Genomic DNA, 18206 nt, shown 5'->3' with positions numbered 1-18206 from the left:
CCTCCCCGGCACGGGGAGGGGGACCGCCGCACAGCGGTGGTGGAGAGGGCTTGCCGCAAAGGGCATCCTTCTGGGAAGCCCCCCTCCGTCAGGCCTTCGGCCTGCCACCTCCCCGTGCCGGGGAGGATGAAATCAGTCGCCGACGCGCTCGATATCCGCACCGACCGCCGACAGCTTTTCTTCCAGACGCTCGTATCCCCGGTCCAGGTGGTAGACCCGGCTCACCGACGTCTCGCCCTCGGCGGCCAGGCCCGCCAGGATCAGGCTCATCGAGGCGCGCAGGTCGGTCGCCATCACCGGCGCGCCGGTCAGCTTGTTCACACCCTTCACCATCGCGGTGCGGCCATGGACCTGGATGTCCGCGCCCATCCGCGCCAGCTCCGGCACATGCATGTAGCGGTTCTCGAAGATCGTCTCGGTCAGGGTGCTGGTGCCCTCCGCCTTGCACAGCATCGCCATGAACTGGGCCTGCATGTCGGTCGCGAAGCCCGGATAGGGTGCGGTCGACAGGGTCAGCGGCTGGAGCGGGCCATCGGCCTTAACGCGGATCGAATCGCGGCTTTCCTCGACCGTCACACCCGCCTCGGTCAGCGCGGACAAGGTGGCGCGCATATCCTCGGCACAGGCGCCGACCAGTTCCAGGTCGCCGCCGGTGATCGCGGCGGCACAGGCATAGCTGCCCGCTTCGATCCGGTCGGGCATCACCGAATAGGTGGCGCCGTGCAGCCGGTCGACACCCTCGATGGTCAGCGTCTCGGTACCGACGCCGTCGATCCGCGCGCCCATCGCGATCAGCAGGCGGCACAGGTCGACGATCTCGGGCTCGCGCGCGGCATTGCCCAGCACCGAGGTGCCCTTGGCCGTCACGGCGGCCATCAGCGCATTCTCGGTCGCGCCGACCGACACCACCGGGAAGGTGTAGCGACCACCCGACAGGCGACCGCCGGGCGCGCTGGCCTTGACGTAACCGGCGGTCAGCTCGATCTCCGCGCCGATCGCCTCCAGCGCCTTCAGGTGCAGGTCGATCGGACGGTTGCCGATCGCGCAGCCGCCGGGCAGCGACACTCGCGCCTCGCCCGCCCGCGCCAGGATGGGGCCGAGCACCAGGATCGACGCGCGCATCTTGCGCACGATGTCGTACGGCGCCTCGGTCGAGAAGAGCTGGCCCGCCCGGATCGTCATGACCCGGCCGAAATCCTCCGGACGCGTCCCCTCGACACGGGTCGATGCGCCGATCTGGTTCAGCAGATGGCCGAACCCGTCGACATCGGCCAGGCGCGGCAGGTTGCGCAGCGTGACCGGTTCGTCGGTCAGGATCGCGCAGGGCATCAGGGTGAGCGCGGCGTTCTTCGCGCCCGAGATCTTCAGGCGGCCCGACAGCTGGTTGCCGCCGCGAATAAGGATACGGTCCATAGACCCGTCCTCCTAGCGGACGTGGCGGGCATCGCCAAGGGTCGCGCCCCATCCCCCCATGGCGAAAGAGCACGAAAAGCCAAGAAAAAGGCCGGTTGATCGATATTAATGCATGGTCGCACCCTTGGTGGCTAAGGCGTTCGTCCGCTCCGGGGATGAGGTGTCAGTGTCAAATTGCGGGCTAGCTGATCGCCTGAACAAATGGGTTTCATTGACTCCGGCCGAGCGTGAGGCCTTGGCACGGCTGGAGGATCGGCCAAAGCCGATCCGGCGCGGTGCGGTATTGATAGAGGAACAGGCGCGCAGCGACGAGCTGTTCGTCGTGCAGCAGGGCATGTTGATGTGCTATGTCCTGCTCGATGATGGCAGCCGCCAGGTCGTCCGCTTCCTGTTTCCCGGCGATCTCTTCGCGCTGTCGGCACTGGTCTATGGCCGCTCGCCCGATACGGTGGTGGCGGTGTCCAACGCGATCGTCTGCCCCTTCGACCGGAGCCAGATCGCAGCTATGGCGGCCCGGCATCCCCGCCTGTTCAGCCTGATCCTGGTGCTCAACCAGATCGAGCGGGTCATCACCACCGACCGGCTGGCCGGGCTGGGTCGTACCTCGGCGCGGGTGCGGGTGGCGACGCTGCTGCTGTCGCTGCGCGGCCAGATGCGCCAGGCGGGCATGGAGGTGGCCGAGTCCTTCGCCCCCGGCCTGACCCAGGAGGAGATGGGCGACGCGATCGGGCTGACCGCCGTCCACGTCAACCGGATGCTGCGCCAGTTGGAGGACGACGGGCTGATCAAGCGCCAGGGCGGGCGCGTCCACCTGCTCGACGAAGCACGCCTCGTGCGCGAAGCAGGCTATATCGATCGATTCGAGGGACTGGACCTCAGCTGGCTTCCGCCGGGGCATTGAGGCCCTCCCTCGCCCGGCAAGGGGAGGAACGATCAGGCGCCCGCCCAATGTTGCAGGCGCGGACGAACCTTCAGGAAGCGCCGATAGCCGCGCTCGAGCAACGCCAGTACCCATGGCGAGCGCGCCGCCAGGCCCAGCGGCCGCAACAGCGGGATAGCCCGCCACATCGCGGCAAAGGCCGCCGCGCCCGACAGCATCCGGCCATCCTCGCGCGCATGGAAGCGCGCGAGCAGCGTGTCGCGGTCGATCGGGCACTGGTCGGGCCCCTCCCCACCGATCGCGACGAATTCGATCCGCCCACGCCGATCCAGCCGCCGCATCACCGCGATCTCGCGGCGACACAGCGGACAGGCGGCGTCGTACCAGACGGTAACGGTCGTCATGCTCTTCTCCGGCAAGGGCGGCCCGATCACGACCGGGCCGCCTCCACCATCAGAAAAGATCGGCGGTCATCACCTTGTTCCAGACCTTCACGAAGTCGCGGACCATGCGGGGATGGCCGTCCTCGGCGGCATAGAATTCCGCGATGTTGCGCAGCTGCGAGTTGGCCCCGAAGACCAGGTCGTTGCGCGTCGCGGTATAACGCGTCTCGCCGCTGTCCCGGTCGTCCAGGGTGAAGCGCAAGCCCGCCTCGTCCTGCTTGGTCCAGACATAGTCCATGCTGGTCAGCACGCGGAAGAAGTCGTTGCTCAGCACGCCCACCCGGTCGGTGAACAGGCCCGCCTCGCTCTCGTCCCAGTTCGCGCCCAGCGCGCGCAGGCCGCCGGTCAGCACCACCCATTCGGGTGCGCTGAGCTTCAGCAGCGCGGCCTTGTCGAGGAACAGCTCCTCGGGGGCGACGCGGCCCTGGGTGATGGTGTCGAACTGATCGTCGACATAGTTGCGGAAGCCATCGACCACCGGCTTCAGCCATTCGAAGCTGTCGGCGTCGGTTAGTTCGTCGGTGGTGTCGCGACGCCCGGCGGTGAACGGCACCTCCAGCGCGACGTCTGCATCCGCCGCCGCCTTCTCGACCGCGACGCAGCCGCCCAGCACGATCAGGTCGGCCAGCGACACGCGCTTGCCGCCGCTCGCCCCGTCGTTGAACGCGCCCATGATCTCGCGGAGCTTGGCGATGACGGGCACGGTGCGGCGATTGACCGCCCAGTCCTTTTGCGGAGCGAGGGCGAGGCGCGCCCCGTTCGCGCCGCCGCGCTTGTCGCTGTCGCGGTAGGTGACGGCCGCGGAAAAGGCGGTGAAGGCCAGGTCCGACACCGACAGGCCGCTGTTCAGGATGTGCTGCTTCAGCTGGGCGATATCCGCCGCGTCGACCAGTTCGTGATCGCGCTCTGGAATCGGATCCTGCCACAACAGGTCCGGCTCGATCGTGACCTCCGGCCCGACATAGCGCTCGCGCGGCCCCATGTCGCGGTGCGTCAGCTTGTACCATGCCTTCGAGAACTGCTCGGTGAAATAGTCGAAGTCGTTGAGGAAGCGCTCGCAGATCGGGCGATAGACGGGATCGACCTTCAGCGCGATGTCGCTGGTCATCATCATCAGCGCATGGCTCTTGCCCTCGATATGCGCGTCGGGGGTACGCGGCGCGTCACCGCTGACCGGCGTCCATTGCAGCGCGCCCGCAGGACTCCGCGTCTGTTCCCATTCCAGGCCCAGCAGATTTTCCAGATAGCTGTTGTCCCACTGGGTCGGGTTCTGGGTCCAGCTGCCCTCGATGCCGTTGGTCATCGTGAACTCGGCATTGCCGGTGCCCTCGGGATTGTGCCAGCCCAGCCCCATCTCCTCGATCGCGGCGATTTCGGGCGGCGCGCCGATGCGGTCGGCCTTCACCATGCCATGGCTCTTGCCGAAGGCATGGCCGCCCGCGATCAGCGCTACCGTCTCCTCATCGTTCATCGCCATGCGGGTGAAGGTGATGCGGATGTCGCGCGCCGAGGCCATCGGATCGCCGCTGGCATAGGGGCCTTCGGGGTTCACATAGATGAGCGACTGATGCGAGGCGGCCAGCGGCTGCTCCAGATCATAGTCCGCGTCGCCATTCTGGCCGCGCCACCGCTTGTCGCGATTGACCATCTCGTCGAACGAGTCGACCTTGGTCATGTCGAAGACTTCGGGGCCCCAATAGGTCGCGTCATCGGCTTCCCACGCATCCTCGCGTCCGCCGCCGAAACCATAGGTCGGCAGCCCCATGATCTCGAGCGAGCAATTGCCGGTCAGGACGATCAGGTCCGCCCAGGACAGCGCCGCGCCATATTTTTGCTTGATCGGCCAGAGCAGGCGACGCGACTTGTCGACATTGCCATTGTCCCACCAGCTGTTGATCGGCGCGAAACGCTGCATCGCCTCACCCGCGCCGCCGCGCCCGTCGGCGATGCGATAGCTGCCCGCCGAGTGCCACGACATGCGGATCATCTGCGGCCCGTAATTGCCATAGTCGGACGGCCACCATGCGACCGAGCTGGTCAGGAAGCGCTTGATCTCGGCCTTCAGCGCATCGAGGTCGATCTTGGCGAACTCGGCGCGATAGTCGAAATCCTCCCCCAGCGGATTGGCGCGGGGGCCGTGGCGGTGCAGCTGCTCGACCCGAAGCCGGTTGGGATACCATTCGGCCAGCGTCGGCGGCGTGGTGAAGGCACCGCCGATCCGGTCGCCGCCAAAGGGACACTTGCCTTCGAGTACCGTCTTATAGTCTTCCATGCCGCTGGCTCTCCGGGTTCATCTGGTAAAAAGGCTGGGCGTGTAAAGACTTGGGCGAGCCACAGGCCCGCCGGCACGCCCATCGGGCGGGATCATGTCGCGTCTGTCATGGACATAGACGGCGTGAGGCCTTTCCCTGAGCGGAAGGAACTGCCGCTCGTCATGCCCCACAACGTCGGGCCTGTCCGGTCGATCCTTGCCCAGACCACCCCGAACCCAAAAATTTTAGCATGGATCATCATCGGTACTTGGCGAAATCATGGGTCGGTTCACCGATGAGACGGATCGATCCCCGGCCCGGGGCGTATCGTCGGATTGCGCGCGATGCGGCGAACCATGAAGGAACGGGATATGGCCGGATCGGCGGCGATCGTCGGCGCGGGGATAGCGGGTCTGGCCTGCGCCTCACGCCTGACCGAGGCGGGATGGCGGGTCACGCTGTTCGACAAGGGGCGCGGGCCCGGCGGTCGCATGGCGAGCAAGGTCGTGACGGCGCAAGGAGCCTGCTTCCCCTTCGATTATGGCGCGCAATATCTGACCGCGCGCGATCCGGGCTTCGTCGCACAGGTTCGGGACTGGGAGCGGCAGGGCGCCGTCGCGCGATGGCCCGCCATGGGTGACGATGCCTGGGTCGGGGTGCCGGGTATGAATGCGCCCGTCGCGCATATGGCGGCGGCGCTCGACATTCGCTGGTCGACGCATATCCGCGCGTTGCGCCGCGAGGCGGACGGATGGCGGCTGGACCATGACGAGATGGCCGAGGGGCCGTTCGATGTGGCGATACTCGCGCTCCCCGCCGAGCAGACGGCCGGACTTGCCGCCTCTATCGACCCGGCGCTGGCCGAACTGGCCCGCGCGCATCCGTCCGATCCGTGCTGGACCGTGCTGCTGGGGTTCGACGCCGGCTTCTCGGCACCGGATATCCTGTCCGCCGCCGATCCCATCGACTGGGCCGCGCGCAACAGTGCCAAGCCGGGCCGCAAGGGCGGCGAGGCCTGGACGATCCATGCCACGGCCGACTGGTCGCGGCGCCATGTCGAAAGCGACCGCACCTCCGTCACCGCCTCGCTTCTCCGCGCGCTGGAGGAACGGGTCGGCACGCTGCCCGTGCCGGTCCATGCCACCGCGCATCGCTGGCGTTACGCACGGTCGGGCAAGGCGGATGTCGGGGCCTATCACCGGGCCGATACGGGGCTGGCGGCCTGTGGCGACTGGCTGATCGCGCCACGGGTGGAAAGCGCCTGACTGTCCGGGCGGCAGTCGGCGGATCTGGTGATGGCCTGATCCTCCCCGTGCCGGGGAGGAGTGAAGAAGACTTACGCCTTTTCCAGCGTGCACTGGAGCGGATGCTGGTTGGCGCGGGCGAAGTCGATCACCTGTGCCACCTTGGTCTCGGCGACCTCGTAGGAGAACACGCCGCACACCCCCACGCCGCGCTGATGGACGTGCAGCATGACACGGGTCGCATCGTCCATGCTCATGCGGAAGAAACGTTGCAGGCACAGCACGACGAATTCCATCGGCGTATAGTCGTCGTTGAGCATCAGCACGCGGTACGGCGTCGGCTGCTTGGTGCGCGTCCGGGTCCGCGTCGCGACGCCCAGGCCGGTGCCCTCGTCATCTCCATGATCGGGTCCATGACCGGGGCCTTGCCCGGGACCATTGCCGGCCATTCCCAGAGGATGGGTGAGAGTGTCGCTGTTCTGGGCCATGGCGATAAAATATGGCATGGCGGGGGGTGCGCACAAGCCCTTGGGGACAGGGTCGATCGTATAAATCGGCACGCTCCGGACCGAATAGCCTAATGGAAATCGCGCGAGCGGGGCAGCAGGCGGACATCGCGCGGGTGGATTCCGCGTTGCGCCGGAGCCCCGCGGGGATCGTGCGATCGGGTGGCGGCGGCGGGCACATCCTCCAGCCGGGTCAGCATCGCGCTGCGATCCTCGACGCCTGCGGTCATCAGATGGACCACGCCCTCTTCGCTGCGCTGGACGACGCCGTGGATCAGCATCAGCCGCGAGGCCATCACCGCGCGCCGGTTCGCCTCGAAATCACGCGCCCATAGCAGCGCGTTGACGATGCCCGTCTCGTCCTCGATCGTGACGAAGATCGCATTGCCCTTGCCCGGTCGCTGGCGGACCAGCACCACCCCCGCCACCTTGGCCCGTCGCCCATCGGCCAGGCGGTTCAGATCGGCGGCAGACAGGATGCCTTCGCCCGCCAGCTCGCGACGCAGGAACGCCATCGGATGGCCCTTCAGCGACAGCCGCGTCGCGCGGTAATCGGCGCTGACCTGTTCGGACAGCGGCATGGGCGGCAGCATGACATCGGGTTCGGTCGCCATTTCGGGGGCCTCCATCGCGGCGAACAGCGGTAGTTGCGCCGACTTCATCCGCCGCGCCTCCCACTGACCCTCACGCCGTCCGCTGCCCAGCGAGCGATAGGCGTCGGCCTGTGCCAGCAGGTCGAGCGCGCGGCGCGGCAGCTGCGCCCGGATCGCGACCGACTCGATGGTCTCATAGGGGGCATGATCCGCAATGCCGGTGCCCCAGGCCTCACGAAAGGCATCGACCTGCCGGAAGCCCAGCCGCAGGGCGAAGGCTCCGTCCTCCCGCCGCTCCAGCCGATTGTCCCAGCCGCTGGAATTCACATCGACCGGCCGCACCTCGACCCCGCCATTCTCGCGCGCATCGCGGACCAGTTGGGCGGGGGCGTAGAATCCCATGGGCTGCGCATTGAGCAGCGCGCAGGTGAAGATCGCGGGCTGATGGCGTTTCAGCCAGGCCGAGACATAGACCAGCCGCGCGAAGGACAGCGCATGGCTTTCGGGAAAACCGTACGAGCCGAACCCCTCGATCTGCTTGAAGCAGCGCTCGGCGAATTCGGGCGCGTAACCGCGCGCGACCATGCCGCCGATCATCTTTTGCTGGAACCCGTCCATTCCCCCGACCTTGCGGAACGTCGCCATGGCGCGACGGAGTTGATTGGCCTCGTCGGGGGTGAATTTGGCGGCGGTGATGGCCAGCTTCATCGCCTGCTCCTGGAACAGCGGCACGCCGTACGTCTTGCCGAGCAGGGTGCGCAGTTCGTCCGCCGGACCATGATCGGGATGCGGCGAGGGATAGGTGACCGCCTCCTTTTGCGCGCGCCGCCGCAGATAGGGATGGACCATGTCGCCCTCAATCGGCCCCGGCCGGACGATCGCAACCTGCACGACCAGATCGTAGAATTCGCGTGGCTTCAACCGGGGCAGCATGTTGATCTGCGCGCGGCTTTCCACCTGGAACACGCCGATGCTGTCGCCCCGTTGCAGCATCGTATAGACCCGCTCGTCCTCGTCCTGCGCCAGCGTATCGAGATCGGGGCGGGCAAGGCCGTTCGCCTCCATCAGGTCGAACGCCTTGCGGATGCAGGTCAGCATCCCCAGCGCCAAGATATCGACCTTCATGATCTTCAACTCGTCGATATCGTCCTTGTCCCACTCGATGAAGGTCCGCCCCTCCATCGCGCCGTTGTGAATCGGCACCGTCTCGTCGAGCCGCCCCTGGGTGAGGACGAACCCGCCCACATGCTGCGACAGATGGCGGGGCGCACCGAGCAGCCGGTCGACCAGCGTGCGCAGCCGGGCGATCTCCGGATTGTCGGGCGAGAAGCCGGTTTCGTGGAAGCGCTTTTCCTCAAACTGTTTGGAAAAGCTGCCCCAGACGGTGCTGGTCAGCCTTTGCGTGACATCCTCGCTCAGCCCGAGCGCACGGCCGACCTCGCGCACCGTGCTGCGCGGACGGTAATGGATGACGGTGGCGGCGATGGCGGCACGGTGGCGGCCATAGCGGTCGTAGATATATTGGATCACTTCCTCGCGCCGCTCATGTTCGAAATCGATGTCGATATCGGGCGGCTCGCGGCGTTCCTCCGATACGAAGCGCGAGAAGAGCAGGTCATATCGGACCGGATCGACCGAGGTGACGCCCAGGACCCAGCAGACCGCCGAATTGGCCGCCGACCCGCGCCCCTGGCAGAGAATGGGCGGTTCCCTCGTCCGCGCGAAACGGACGACGTCATGCACGGTCAGGAAATAATGCGCATATCCGCACCGGCGGATCAGCCCGAGTTCCTCGTCCAGCAAGGCGCGCAGCTTGACCGGGACGCCGCCCGGATAGCGCACCGCGGCTTCGCGCCGGACCAGTTCCTCCAGCCAGTCCTGCGCGCCCCAGCCCTGCGGGATGGGTTCGTCGGGATATTGGTAGGAAATGTGATCCAGACGGAAGGCGATCCGCTCCAGGATCGCCATGCTCTCCGCCACCGCTTCCGGCCGGTCGGCGAACAGGCGTGCCATCTCGGCGGCGGGCTTCAGGTGCCGCTCCGCATTGGCCGCCAGCCGCCGCCCCCCGGTACGGACGGTCAGCCCTTCGCGGATACAGGTCAGTATATCCTGTACCGGACGGTCGGCGGGCGAGGCGGACAGCGCATCGGTGGTGGCGAGCAGGGGCACGCCCCGCGCCTCGGCCAATGCGGCATGGGCCATCAGTCGCCGCCGGTCCGCCCCGGATCGCGGCATGGTCACGCCCAGCCACACCCGTCCGGGTGCCGCCGCCAGCAGCCGGTCAAGCGTCGCCGCCAGCCCCGGATCGGCACGCCGCGGGGGCAGCATCGCATCCGTCATCGGCTCACAGGGCCGCGCGCTCGACTGGGGGAGCGCGATCAGCAGCATATCCTCGGCCTGGCGGATCAGGTCGCCCAGCCCCAGGATACAGCCGCCCTTGCGCGCCCGTTTGTTGCCCAGCGTCAGCAACCGGGTCAGCCGTCCCCAGCCCGTCCGGTCGACCGGATAGGCGACGATATCTGGCGTGCCATCGGCGAAGACCAGCCGCGCGCCGACCACCAGCGTGGGCGGCGGCCGAGCCCCGATCTCTGCGGCCGAGGTACAGGCCTTTCGCCAGGCCCTGAGCGCCCGCACCACGCCCGCCACGGTGTTACGGTCCGCAATGCCGATGCCCCTGAGGCCCAGTTCTTGGGCGCGAGCCACCATGTCCTCGGCCGCACTCGCCCCGTCGAGGAAGGAATAATGCGTCGCCGCGACCAGTTCGGCGAAGTCAGCCATGTAATCCTCCCCGGCACGGGGAGGTGGCAGCGCGTAAGCGCTGACGGAGGGGGGCTTCGGTACAGGACGTCCCTAGCCGCGATCCCCCTCCACCATGCTGCGCATGGTCCCCCTCCCCTTGCAGGGGAGGAATGTTAGGGCACACCCTCACGCAAACAGCCCATGCACATACCAACGCGGCCGCTCGGTCTCGGTGTAGAGGCCATGGCGGAAGATCCAGAAGCGCCGCCCGCGCACATCCTCGACCCGGTAATAGTCGCGCGTCGGCGGCGCCATGTCGGCGCGGCGCCACCATTCGCCCGCGATCCGCTCCGGTCCCTCCGCCCGCGCCACGTCATGCATCTTGCGCCGCCAGCGAAACCGCGCCGGAGGGCCGTCGGGCGTCTCGGCGGCAAGCGATTCGATCGGCTGGGGCGGATCGAACAGGTGGATGGGGCGCAAGGGCGGCTCACCCGGCTCGGGCCGGGTCCATTCGGCCTTGGGCGCGGGATCGGTCGCGGGCAGCAGCAATTCGGCCTGTTCGGGCATATGGCTGTCGCGCGGATGGATACGCCGCACCCGCTCGCGCCCCAGCCGCGTGCCCAGCCGGTCGATCAGCGCCGCCACCGCCTCCGACTTGGCCTCGCCGCCTTCCAGTCGCAGCTGCACCGCGTCCAGCTTCTCGGCCAGCCCGACATCCAGCCGCATCAGGTCGTATCCGAAACCGGGGTCGAGCGGATCGGCGAGCGCCTCGATCCGCTCGCGGAACAGCCGCAGCAGCACGGCGGGATCGCGGGTCGGCTGCCCCGTCTCGACCCGCAGATGCTGCACCTCGCCATCCGAACGGAACAGCCGCGCGTCCCAGCGTCGCCCGCCCTCATGCCGCTCCTCCAGCACGCGCGCCGCCTCTGCCGTCAGGTCCTCCAGCACGCCCAGCATATGCTCGGTTCGCGCCACCGGCTCGGCAAAGCGCCGCTCCACCCCGATCGGCGCCGCGACGACACGCGGGGTCAGCGGGCTGTCCTCCTCCCCGGTCAGCCGCCTGAGCGCGGTGGCCGCTTCACGCCCGAAGCGCGCCGCGATCGTCGCCATCGGCCGCGCCAGCACGTCGCCGACCGACTTCAGCCCCGCCGCGATCAGCGCCGCGCAGGCATCCTCGTCCAGTTCCAGCGCGGCGACGGGCAGGCGACGGATCGCCCCCATCTCGTCCGGTGCCGGTGCGCCTGCATGCCGCGCCAGCGCCCGCGCCGCCTCCGGCGTATCGCCATAGGCCAGCCGCACGATCAGTCCCCGCCGCGCCATCCGCGTCTCGATATCCTCGGCAAGGCCCCGCTCGCCGCCGAACAGATGGTCCACGCCGCCCGAATCGAGCACCAGCCCCTGCGGCGGATCGAGCGCCACCGCCGGACTGTAGCGCCGCGCCCCCTCGGCCAGCCGCTCCAGCCAGTCGGCATCGGCGGCGGGATCGTGCGGGAATATCTCGACCTCCGGCACCCGTGCGCGCGCATCGGCCAGCGTCAGCCCCACCGACAGCCCGGCCGCGACCGCCCGGGCGTTGAGCGCCGCCAGGCGAATCGCGCCGCCGACCGATTCGGCAAAGGCGATCGGCGCTTCATCCCGCGCCACGAACAGGTGCGGGCGCCGGGCCCGCAACCGCTCGATCGGCAACCAGGGGAAGACGAGCGCCAGATAGCGGCGCGGGGTCGAAGCTTTGCGTGTCACGGTTCCACTCCACGCGCCACCGGGCGCCCGCAGGCCCTCCCCTTCGGCGCAGCAATTCCAGATCATAGGCCGGTGCCCCCGGTGCCTCCGCCGCCAGTGCCCGCGAGGGGGCGGAGGCGACCGACCAGCGGGTGGCCGCCGCGCTGGGCACGACCTGGCCACCGACGCGCAGCACCAGCATCAACACGCCCGAGGCTTCGGCCGCCAGCATCAGCCGCCGCGACGCGGTCAAGTCCAGCCCGCGCATCGCCCCCCAGCCTTCCGCGATCACCGTGCCCAGCCCCGGACAGCGCGCGCCATCGGCGGCCGCGCGCAGCAGCGCGGCATCATCGGCGACCACCACCACGACCAGATCGGCGGGATCGAGTCCCATCGCGACCAGCCCCGGCCCATGGAGTCGCCCGCCCTGCCGCTCGGCCGCCTCGGTGCGCAGCCACAGGATCGGTCGCGCCCCCACCGTCAGCGCGCAGCCCAGCGCCAACCCCGCGCCGCTCGCCGCTTCGCCTTCCGAAAGCGCATGGATTTCGTGCAGTTGGGCAGCGGCCAGCCGAACCTCGAAGCCCCGTCCCGACGCCATCCCGCCATCATCGCCCGGCGCCACCAGAGCGGCGGCGCGGCGCAGACGGTCGATCAGGGCAAAGGGCTCCTCCATATATGTTCTTGTAATGTTCTATGATCGGAGTCGCCAGCCGTAAAAAAATTGAAAAAAGTGCTTGCCGGATTCGAAACCCACATCTAATAGCCCGCCTCACCCCAGCCGGTCAGCCGGTTCGGAACGCCAGAGCGGGCGTAGCTCAGGGGTAGAGCACAACCTTGCCAAGGTTGGGGTCGAGGGTTCGAATCCCTTCGCCCGCTCCAGCGATCTCTCGGATGAGATCGCCTTCGTCGCACAGCGATGTATTACCTAATAAATCCTATCTGATTTACAGACCGAAACCCTGTGATCGCATCATGTCCGGATCGCGGACGATATATGCGAGACAGCGTTAATTGATGGGCTCTCCTGGCCTTGGCGAGCGCTGACTTTTTATCGACTGCGATGTCCATGCGCCGCCCAAAGAGGCTTTATCGTCGTCTTGGGATACTCTGGCCCTATACCACGCGCTATCTGATCCCCATGCCGATCCGCCCCACCACCTCTGCCGACGCCGATGCCATCGCCGCGATCATCCTGCCGGTGATCCGCGCGGGCGAAACCTATGCGCTCGATCCCGCGATGACCGAAGAGGCGGCGCTGGCTTACTGGTTCGGGGCCGACAAGGCGGTCTTCGTGTTCGAAGAGGACGGCGCCATCCTCGGCACCTATTATCTCCGCGCCAATCAGGCGGGCGGTGGGGATCATGTCGCCAATGCGGGCTATATGACCGGCCCGGCGGCGCGCGGGCGGGGGGTGGCTCGGGCGATGGCGCAGCATTCCTTTGCCGAAGCCCGGGTTCGGGGTTTTGCCGCGATGCAGTTCAACTTCGTGGTCGCCAGCAACGCGGCCGCCGTACATCTGTGGACGGCGCTGGGTTTCACCACGGTCGGGCGGGTGCCGGAGGCGTTCCGGCACCCGCATCTGGGGCTGGTCGATGCCTTGGTGATGCACCGCCCCCTATGATCAGCCCGCCCGCGCGACCTGAAAGCCCGCAAAGGACTGGCTGACCGGCATCAGTTCCAACCGGTTGATGTTCAGATGCGGCGGCAGCTCGGCGACCCAGAGCAGGGTGGCAGCGATATCCTGTGCCGTCATCGGGTCGGAGCCCGCATAGAGCGCGTCCGACGCCGCCTGGTCGCCGCCGGTACGGATGGTGGTGAACTCGGTCTCGACCATGCCCGGCTCGATCGAGGTGACACGCACCCCCTTGCCGTGCAAATCCGCGCGCAGGTTCAGCGAGAATTGCTTCACGAACGCCTTGGTGCCGCCATAGACGTTGCCGCCGGTATAGGGATAGTTCGCCGCCACCGAGGACAGGTTGATGATCGCCCCGCGCCGTTCGATCAGCCGGGGCAGCAGCCGATGGGTGATGGTGATGAGCCCGTCGATATTGGTCGCGATCATCGTCCGCCACTGGGCCAGATCGCTGTCCTGGGCGGGCTTGGTGCCGAGCGCGAGGCCCGCATTATTGATGAGCAGGTCGATCTCGGCGAATTCCGGCGGCAGGCCGCCCAGCGCGGCGTCGAGCGCCTCCTCGTCGGTAATGTCGAAGGCCAGCGGATGAAAGGCCGCCCCCAGTTCGTCGGCCAGCGCCTGGAGCCGGTCGGCGCGGCGGCCCGTGCCGATCACCCGCCATCCCGCCGCGACAAAGGCCCGCGCGGTGCCCGCACCGATTCCGGCGGTTGCCCCCGTCACCAGAACTGTCTTCGTCATCCGTCCAACTCCCTCTCAAGCAGTTTGCCTGCTGGTATCCGGCGAGGCCGGGCATGGCAAAGCATGCGCGGTGCACAAGGCGGCAAGACCCGCCTCTGTTCCCGCTCTTCATCCAAGCGCCAGAAATACCGGGCTTTTCCCGGATGGCCGGGATATGCAGATAGCGGCATGATCGGTCCCGGGAGAAGACAGGCATGGACTATCGACCAGGCCAGCCGCGACGAATCGCCAGTGACCGCTCGCGCGGCCCCTTCCCCCGTGCGCAGGGCGGACAGTGCGATTTCCGGCCCGCGCTGACCGGCGCAGCGACCGAGGCGGATGGCGCCATGACGGTGCGGGCCATCTATCCCTGCCCGGAAGACGAGGCGGTGGACGGCTGGGTCCGGGTCCGTTGGTAGCGCCACGGTTGCGGGGGCCGGATCGCCCTCCCACATAAGCGGCGCGGCCGCCTTGGGGTCGCATCAGCCAGGACATCCCATGCCCCGCCGCCTTCGTATCGACTTCGTCTCCGACATTTCCTGCCCCTGGTGCATCATCGGGCTGCGCGGGCTGGAGATCGCGCTGGAGCGATTGGGCGATACGGTCGAGGCGGACATCCATTTCCAGCCCTTCGAGCTGAACCCTGCCATGCCGCCCGAGGGCGAGAATATCGTCGAGCATATCGGCCGCAAATATGGCGCGACGCCCGAACAGTCCGCCGCCAACCGCGCCAATATCCGTGAGCGGGCCGCCTCGGTCGGCTTCACCATGGCGATGGCCGATGATGCGCGCATCTATAACAGCTTCGACGCGCACCGGCTGCTCCACTGGGCGGAGACCGAAGGGCGGCAGGCGGCGCTGAAGCACGCACTGTTCGACAGCTATTTCACGCGGGGCGAGGATATCTCGAATCATGACGTGCTGGTCGCCGCCATAGGCCGCGCCGGTCTCGACACCGACGAGGCCCGCGCGATCCTGTCCTCCGACCGCTATGCGACCGAAGTGCGCGAGGCGGAGCGGCTGTGGCAGGGGCGCGGCATCCAGTCGGTGCCCGCCATCGTGATCGACAACCGCTATCTCATCTCGGGCGGACAGCCGCCCGAATCCTTCGAGCAGGCGCTGCGCCAGATCGCCGCCGAACCTGTTGCTGCCTGATTTCACGGAAAGGACAGTCCCCATGGCCGACACCCGTTATGCCAAGACCGAGGAAGCGCTCGCGAAGCTGACACCCGAACAATATTATGTGACCCAGCAGAGCGGCACCGAGCGCCCCGGCACCGGCGAATATCTCCACACCCGCGAGCCGGGCCTGTATGTCGACATCGTCTCGGGCGAGCCGCTGTTCGCCTCGGCCGACAAGTTCGATTCGCATTGTGGCTGGCCCAGCTTCACCCGGCCGATCGAACCCGCCCATGTCAATGAACTGCGCGATACCACGCACGGCATGATCCGCACCGAGGTCCGCTCGGCGCATGGCGACAGCCATCTGGGCCATGTTTTCCCCGACGGCCCGCGCGATCGCGGCGGCCTGCGCTATTGCATCAACTCGGCCTCGCTGCGCTTCGTGCCGCTCGGGGATATGGAGGCGCAAGGCTATGGCGATTACGTCGACCAGGTCCGCGCCGCCGAGCAGGGATAAGATTCCTCCCCTGTAAGGGGAGGGGGACCATGCGAAGCATGGTGGAGGGGTGTCACCGCTGGCGAGGTTCGTGCATCTCACCGACCGGGACACCCCTCCGTCAGTCCTGCGGACTGCCACCTCCCCTTGCAGGGGAGGAATACCCATTGACGTTTACGGCACCTTTTGCCCGTCCGATCGTTTGGCCTTCGCAACGATAAGGTTCGGGAAACGGGGGCAATGGTGGCAACGATGATGTGGGGTTGGGCTCCGCTGCTGATGGCGGCACCGCTGGCACCCCAGCAGACCACCGATCCCGTACCCACTGCCGCCCGCGTCACCCCCGATGCCGCAGCGGGTGATACGCAGCGGACGCCCACCCGCCGCCGCCCGGTCCGCCCCTCGGACAGTGCGCCCTCAGCGATCACCGCCGACACCCGCCGCACGCCGCCGCCGGGGATCATCGGCGACTGGCACGACATCCGCACCCGCCTGAACGAGCGCGGCATCACCGTCACCGCCCGCTACGCATCTGAAAGCGCGGCCAATATCACCGGCGGGCGCAAGACGCTGTTCCGCGAGACGGGCCAGTTCGATGCGGGCGCGCTGTTCGATCTGGAAAAGGTCATGGGGCTGAAGGGCGGCGCGTTTCAGGCCACCCTCACCTATCGCCGCGGCCGCAACCTCAGCGACGATGCCAATCTCGGCACGCTGCAACAGGTGCAGGAGGTCTATGGACGCGGCCAGACCCTGCGCCTGACGCAATTCTGGTACGAGCAGCGGATCGGCGAGCGGTTCGAGCTGAAGCTGGGCCGCACCAATCCCGGCGAGGATTTCGCCATTTTCTCGTGCCACTTTATGAACTTGAGTTTCTGCGGCGCGCAGCCCGGCAATCTGGTCGGCGATTATTGGCAGAACTGGCCGGTCAGCCAGTGGGGCGCCCGGCTGCGTTACGAACCGCGCGACGACCTGTATGTCCAGGGTGCGGTCTATGAGATCAATCCACGCAACCTCGACAACGACTTCTTCATCGGCCACTTCAAGGGCGCGACCGGCGTTCTGGTGCCCGCCGAAATAGGCTGGATCCGCAATGCCAGCGCCGGGCGGATCGGGTCGTACAAGTTGGGCGGCTGGGTGGCGACCGCCGATGCCCCGGACGTGTTCCTCGACGCGAACCGCCGGCCCGTGGCGATCACCGGCCTCGCCCCGCTGGAGCGCAGCAGCCGCTACGGCGTGTACGTCAACATCCAGCAGCAGCTGACCGGAGAGACCAAGGACGGCAAGGCCGAGAACGGGCTCAGCGTCTTTTTGAACGCTACCCAGGCGGACCGTGCGACCAGCGTGACCGACAATCAGGTCGCGGCCGGCCTGTTCTATAAAGGGCTGGTTCCTGCCGTACCGGGCGACGTTCTGGGCTTCGGCGTGGCGCGGACCCATGTGAACGGACGCGTCGCGGACGGGCAGCGGCTCGATCCCACCCGGCCCGCCGTGCAGGGCTCCGAATATGCGGCCGAAGTCTATTACAGCATCCACCCGGCGGAGTGGCTGGAGATGCGGCCCAACGTCCAGTTCGTCCACCATCCCGGCGGCTATGCGCAAGCCGACGACGTCACCATATTGGGGCTGAAGGCCGCCTTCACCCTGTAACGCCCCTGATTCACGACCCGTTCAATAGGCGGCGCGCAAGGACAGGCGTGCCCAAAGGAGTGATTTGATGATCCGTTCGATGATGGCGTCCGCCCTGCTGGCGCCAACCGCCATGGCGATGATCGCCGCGCCGGTGCCCGCTTTCGCCCAGGCCAATGGCGATCTGGCGGCGGTGCAGCGTCACCTGCAATCGGTGCAGACGATGACCGCCGACTTCACCCAGACCGACCGGGCGGGCAAGGTGCTGACCGGCACGCTGACCATGAAGAAGCCGGGCAAGATCCGGTTTCAATATGAGAAGGGCGTGCCGCTGCTGATCGTCGCCGATGGCGGCGCGCTGACCTTCATCGATTATTCGGTCCGCCAAGTGCAGCGCTGGCCGATCAGGAACTCGCCGCTGGGCGTGCTGCTCGACCCTTCCCGCGACATCGGCCGCTATGCCAAGGTGGTGCCGAGCGCCGATCCCCGCCTGCTGTCGGTCGAGGCGAACGACCCCAAGCATCCCGAATATGGCAAGATCACCCTGGTCTTCGCCCGCGATGCCGCCGCGCCGGGCGGGCTGATGATGCAGGGTTGGGTCGCGCTCGACAGCCAGAACAACCGCACCACGATTCGCCTGTCTAACCAGCGTTTCGGCGTGCCGGTGGACGACAAGGCGTTCCGATTCAACGATCCCCGGAGAACCGCGGCGCGTAACTGAACGCTGGCGGGCCGTTTCATTCATCCAGGCGACAGGTTCGCTGCCCTATCAAGGTGTTGCGGTTGAGGGGCCTTCGAGATTCCCCCCTGTTGCTCGGACGAG

16 protein-coding genes and 1 tRNA gene are annotated in these 18206 nt (G+C 67.5%); 9 read left to right on the top strand and 8 right to left on the bottom strand.

The annotated features are described in order from the left end of the window. Positions 1-132 precede the first annotated feature (132 nt). Positions 133-1413 (bottom strand): UDP-N-acetylglucosamine 1-carboxyvinyltransferase, encoded by a 1281-nt coding sequence (gene murA, locus NS355_RS15045; RefSeq protein WP_058746438.1) that lies wholly within the window; start codon positions 1411-1413, stop codon positions 133-135. A 235-nt stretch (positions 1414-1648) separates the two neighbouring features. Between murA and NS355_RS15040 the strand changes: the two genes are divergently transcribed. Then, positions 1649-2314, top strand: coding sequence for a Crp/Fnr family transcriptional regulator (locus NS355_RS15040; protein WP_244489705.1), 666 nt, complete (start codon positions 1649-1651; stop codon positions 2312-2314). A gap of 32 nt (positions 2315-2346) precedes the next feature. On the opposite strand, the gene NS355_RS15035 is transcribed toward NS355_RS15040, so the two are convergent. Next, positions 2347-2697 (bottom strand): thiol-disulfide oxidoreductase DCC family protein, encoded by a 351-nt coding sequence (locus tag NS355_RS15035; protein ID WP_058746458.1) that lies wholly within the window; start codon positions 2695-2697, stop codon positions 2347-2349. A 49-nt stretch (positions 2698-2746) separates the two neighbouring features. Next, positions 2747-5008, bottom strand: a complete 2262-nt coding sequence (gene katG, locus NS355_RS15030) for a catalase/peroxidase HPI (protein WP_058746437.1) — start codon at positions 5006-5008, stop codon at positions 2747-2749. Positions 5009-5344: 336 nt separating this feature from the next. On the opposite strand from katG, the gene NS355_RS15025 reads away from it, so the two are divergent. Then, the gene (locus tag NS355_RS15025) at positions 5345-6253 is read left to right on the top strand and encodes an NAD(P)/FAD-dependent oxidoreductase (RefSeq protein ID WP_244489704.1); all 909 of its coding nucleotides are present in this window, start codon (positions 5345-5347) and stop codon (positions 6251-6253) included. 71 nt (positions 6254-6324) lie between these two features. Here the strand turns inward: NS355_RS15025 and clpS are convergent, their stop codons facing one another. From clpS to NS355_RS15005, 4 genes are all read right to left on the bottom strand, one after another. Continuing rightward, on the bottom strand, positions 6325-6681 hold the full coding sequence (clpS, locus tag NS355_RS15020; protein ID WP_058746436.1) for an ATP-dependent Clp protease adapter ClpS: 357 nt from the start codon (positions 6679-6681) through the stop codon (positions 6325-6327). A 128-nt stretch (positions 6682-6809) separates the two neighbouring features. Continuing rightward, the gene (locus tag NS355_RS15015; protein ID WP_058746435.1) at positions 6810-10109 is read right to left on the bottom strand and encodes an error-prone DNA polymerase; all 3300 of its coding nucleotides are present in this window, start codon (positions 10107-10109) and stop codon (positions 6810-6812) included. A 147-nt stretch (positions 10110-10256) separates the two neighbouring features. After that, positions 10257-11810 (bottom strand): Y-family DNA polymerase, encoded by a 1554-nt coding sequence (locus NS355_RS15010; RefSeq protein ID WP_244489703.1) that lies wholly within the window; start codon positions 11808-11810, stop codon positions 10257-10259. After that, on the bottom strand, positions 11701-12462 hold the full coding sequence (locus NS355_RS15005; protein WP_058746434.1) for an ImuA family protein: 762 nt from the start codon (positions 12460-12462) through the stop codon (positions 11701-11703). The genes NS355_RS15010 and NS355_RS15005 overlap by 110 nt, the downstream gene beginning before the upstream one ends. Positions 12463-12593: 131 nt before the next feature. Here NS355_RS15005 and NS355_RS15000 point away from each other — a divergent pair. Beyond that, a tRNA-Gly gene (locus NS355_RS15000) sits at positions 12594-12668 on the top strand. Between the two features lie 259 nt (positions 12669-12927). Then, positions 12928-13410 (top strand): GNAT family N-acetyltransferase, encoded by a 483-nt coding sequence (locus NS355_RS14995; protein WP_153008243.1) that lies wholly within the window; start codon positions 12928-12930, stop codon positions 13408-13410. Here NS355_RS14995 and NS355_RS14990 read toward each other — a convergent pair whose 3' ends face one another. Continuing rightward, positions 13411-14160: an SDR family NAD(P)-dependent oxidoreductase gene (locus NS355_RS14990; RefSeq protein ID WP_058746433.1), complete on the bottom strand. Its 750-nt coding sequence runs from the start codon at positions 14158-14160 to the stop codon at positions 13411-13413. 194 nt (positions 14161-14354) lie between these two features. Here NS355_RS14990 and NS355_RS14985 point away from each other — a divergent pair, with 194 nt between their 5' ends. The 5 genes from NS355_RS14985 (at position 14355) to NS355_RS14965 (ending at position 18104) form a co-directional block, all read left to right on the top strand. Next, complete coding sequence (locus NS355_RS14985; protein WP_056438767.1) at positions 14355-14558, top strand: hypothetical protein; 204 nt, start codon at positions 14355-14357, stop codon at positions 14556-14558. Positions 14559-14637: 79 nt separating this feature from the next. Then, positions 14638-15294, top strand: coding sequence for a DsbA family oxidoreductase (locus NS355_RS14980; protein ID WP_058746432.1), 657 nt, complete (start codon positions 14638-14640; stop codon positions 15292-15294). Positions 15295-15316: 22 nt separating this feature from the next. Further along, a complete protein-coding gene (gene msrB, locus NS355_RS14975) occupies positions 15317-15778 on the top strand; it encodes a peptide-methionine (R)-S-oxide reductase MsrB (protein WP_058746431.1) in 462 nt (153 codons plus the stop codon). 231 nt (positions 15779-16009) lie between these two features. Next, complete coding sequence (locus NS355_RS14970; RefSeq protein WP_244489702.1) at positions 16010-17404, top strand: carbohydrate porin; 1395 nt, start codon at positions 16010-16012, stop codon at positions 17402-17404. Positions 17405-17471: 67 nt separating this feature from the next. Further along, positions 17472-18104 (top strand): LolA family protein, encoded by a 633-nt coding sequence (locus NS355_RS14965; protein ID WP_430727018.1) that lies wholly within the window; start codon positions 17472-17474, stop codon positions 18102-18104. The last annotated feature ends 102 nt before the right edge of the window (positions 18105-18206 follow it).

Origin of the sequence: Sphingomonas yabuuchiae (assembly GCF_001477495.1) — a bacterium.
Taxonomy (GTDB): domain Bacteria; phylum Pseudomonadota; class Alphaproteobacteria; order Sphingomonadales; family Sphingomonadaceae; genus Sphingomonas; species Sphingomonas yabuuchiae_A.
The sequence above is the reverse complement of the archived record's forward strand: the minus strand, read 5'-3'. Positions and strand labels throughout refer to the sequence as shown.

Coding starts and splice junctions, on each gene's coding strand:
- murA (WP_058746438.1), bottom strand. CDS start 1,413: ATGGACCGTATCCTTATTCGCGGCGGCAACCAGCTGTCGGGCCGCCTG.
- NS355_RS15035 (WP_058746458.1), bottom strand. CDS start 2,697: ATGACGACCGTTACCGTCTGGTACGACGCCGCCTGTCCGCTGTGTCGC.
- katG (WP_058746437.1), bottom strand. CDS start 5,008: ATGGAAGACTATAAGACGGTACTCGAAGGCAAGTGTCCCTTTGGCGGC.
- NS355_RS15025 (WP_244489704.1), top strand. CDS start 5,345: ATGAAGGAACGGGATATGGCCGGATCGGCGGCGATCGTCGGCGCGGGG.
- clpS (WP_058746436.1), bottom strand. CDS start 6,681: ATGGCCGGCAATGGTCCCGGGCAAGGCCCCGGTCATGGACCCGATCAT.
- NS355_RS15015 (WP_058746435.1), bottom strand. CDS start 10,109: ATGGCTGACTTCGCCGAACTGGTCGCGGCGACGCATTATTCCTTCCTC.
- NS355_RS15005 (WP_058746434.1), bottom strand. CDS start 12,462: ATGGAGGAGCCCTTTGCCCTGATCGACCGTCTGCGCCGCGCCGCCGCT.
- NS355_RS14995 (WP_153008243.1), top strand. CDS start 12,928: ATGCCGATCCGCCCCACCACCTCTGCCGACGCCGATGCCATCGCCGCG.
- NS355_RS14990 (WP_058746433.1), bottom strand. CDS start 14,160: ATGACGAAGACAGTTCTGGTGACGGGGGCAACCGCCGGAATCGGTGCG.
- NS355_RS14985 (WP_056438767.1), top strand. CDS start 14,355: ATGGACTATCGACCAGGCCAGCCGCGACGAATCGCCAGTGACCGCTCG.
- NS355_RS14980 (WP_058746432.1), top strand. CDS start 14,638: ATGCCCCGCCGCCTTCGTATCGACTTCGTCTCCGACATTTCCTGCCCC.
- msrB (WP_058746431.1), top strand. CDS start 15,317: ATGGCCGACACCCGTTATGCCAAGACCGAGGAAGCGCTCGCGAAGCTG.
- NS355_RS14970 (WP_244489702.1), top strand. CDS start 16,010: ATGATGTGGGGTTGGGCTCCGCTGCTGATGGCGGCACCGCTGGCACCC.
- NS355_RS14965 (WP_430727018.1), top strand. CDS start 17,472: ATGATCCGTTCGATGATGGCGTCCGCCCTGCTGGCGCCAACCGCCATG.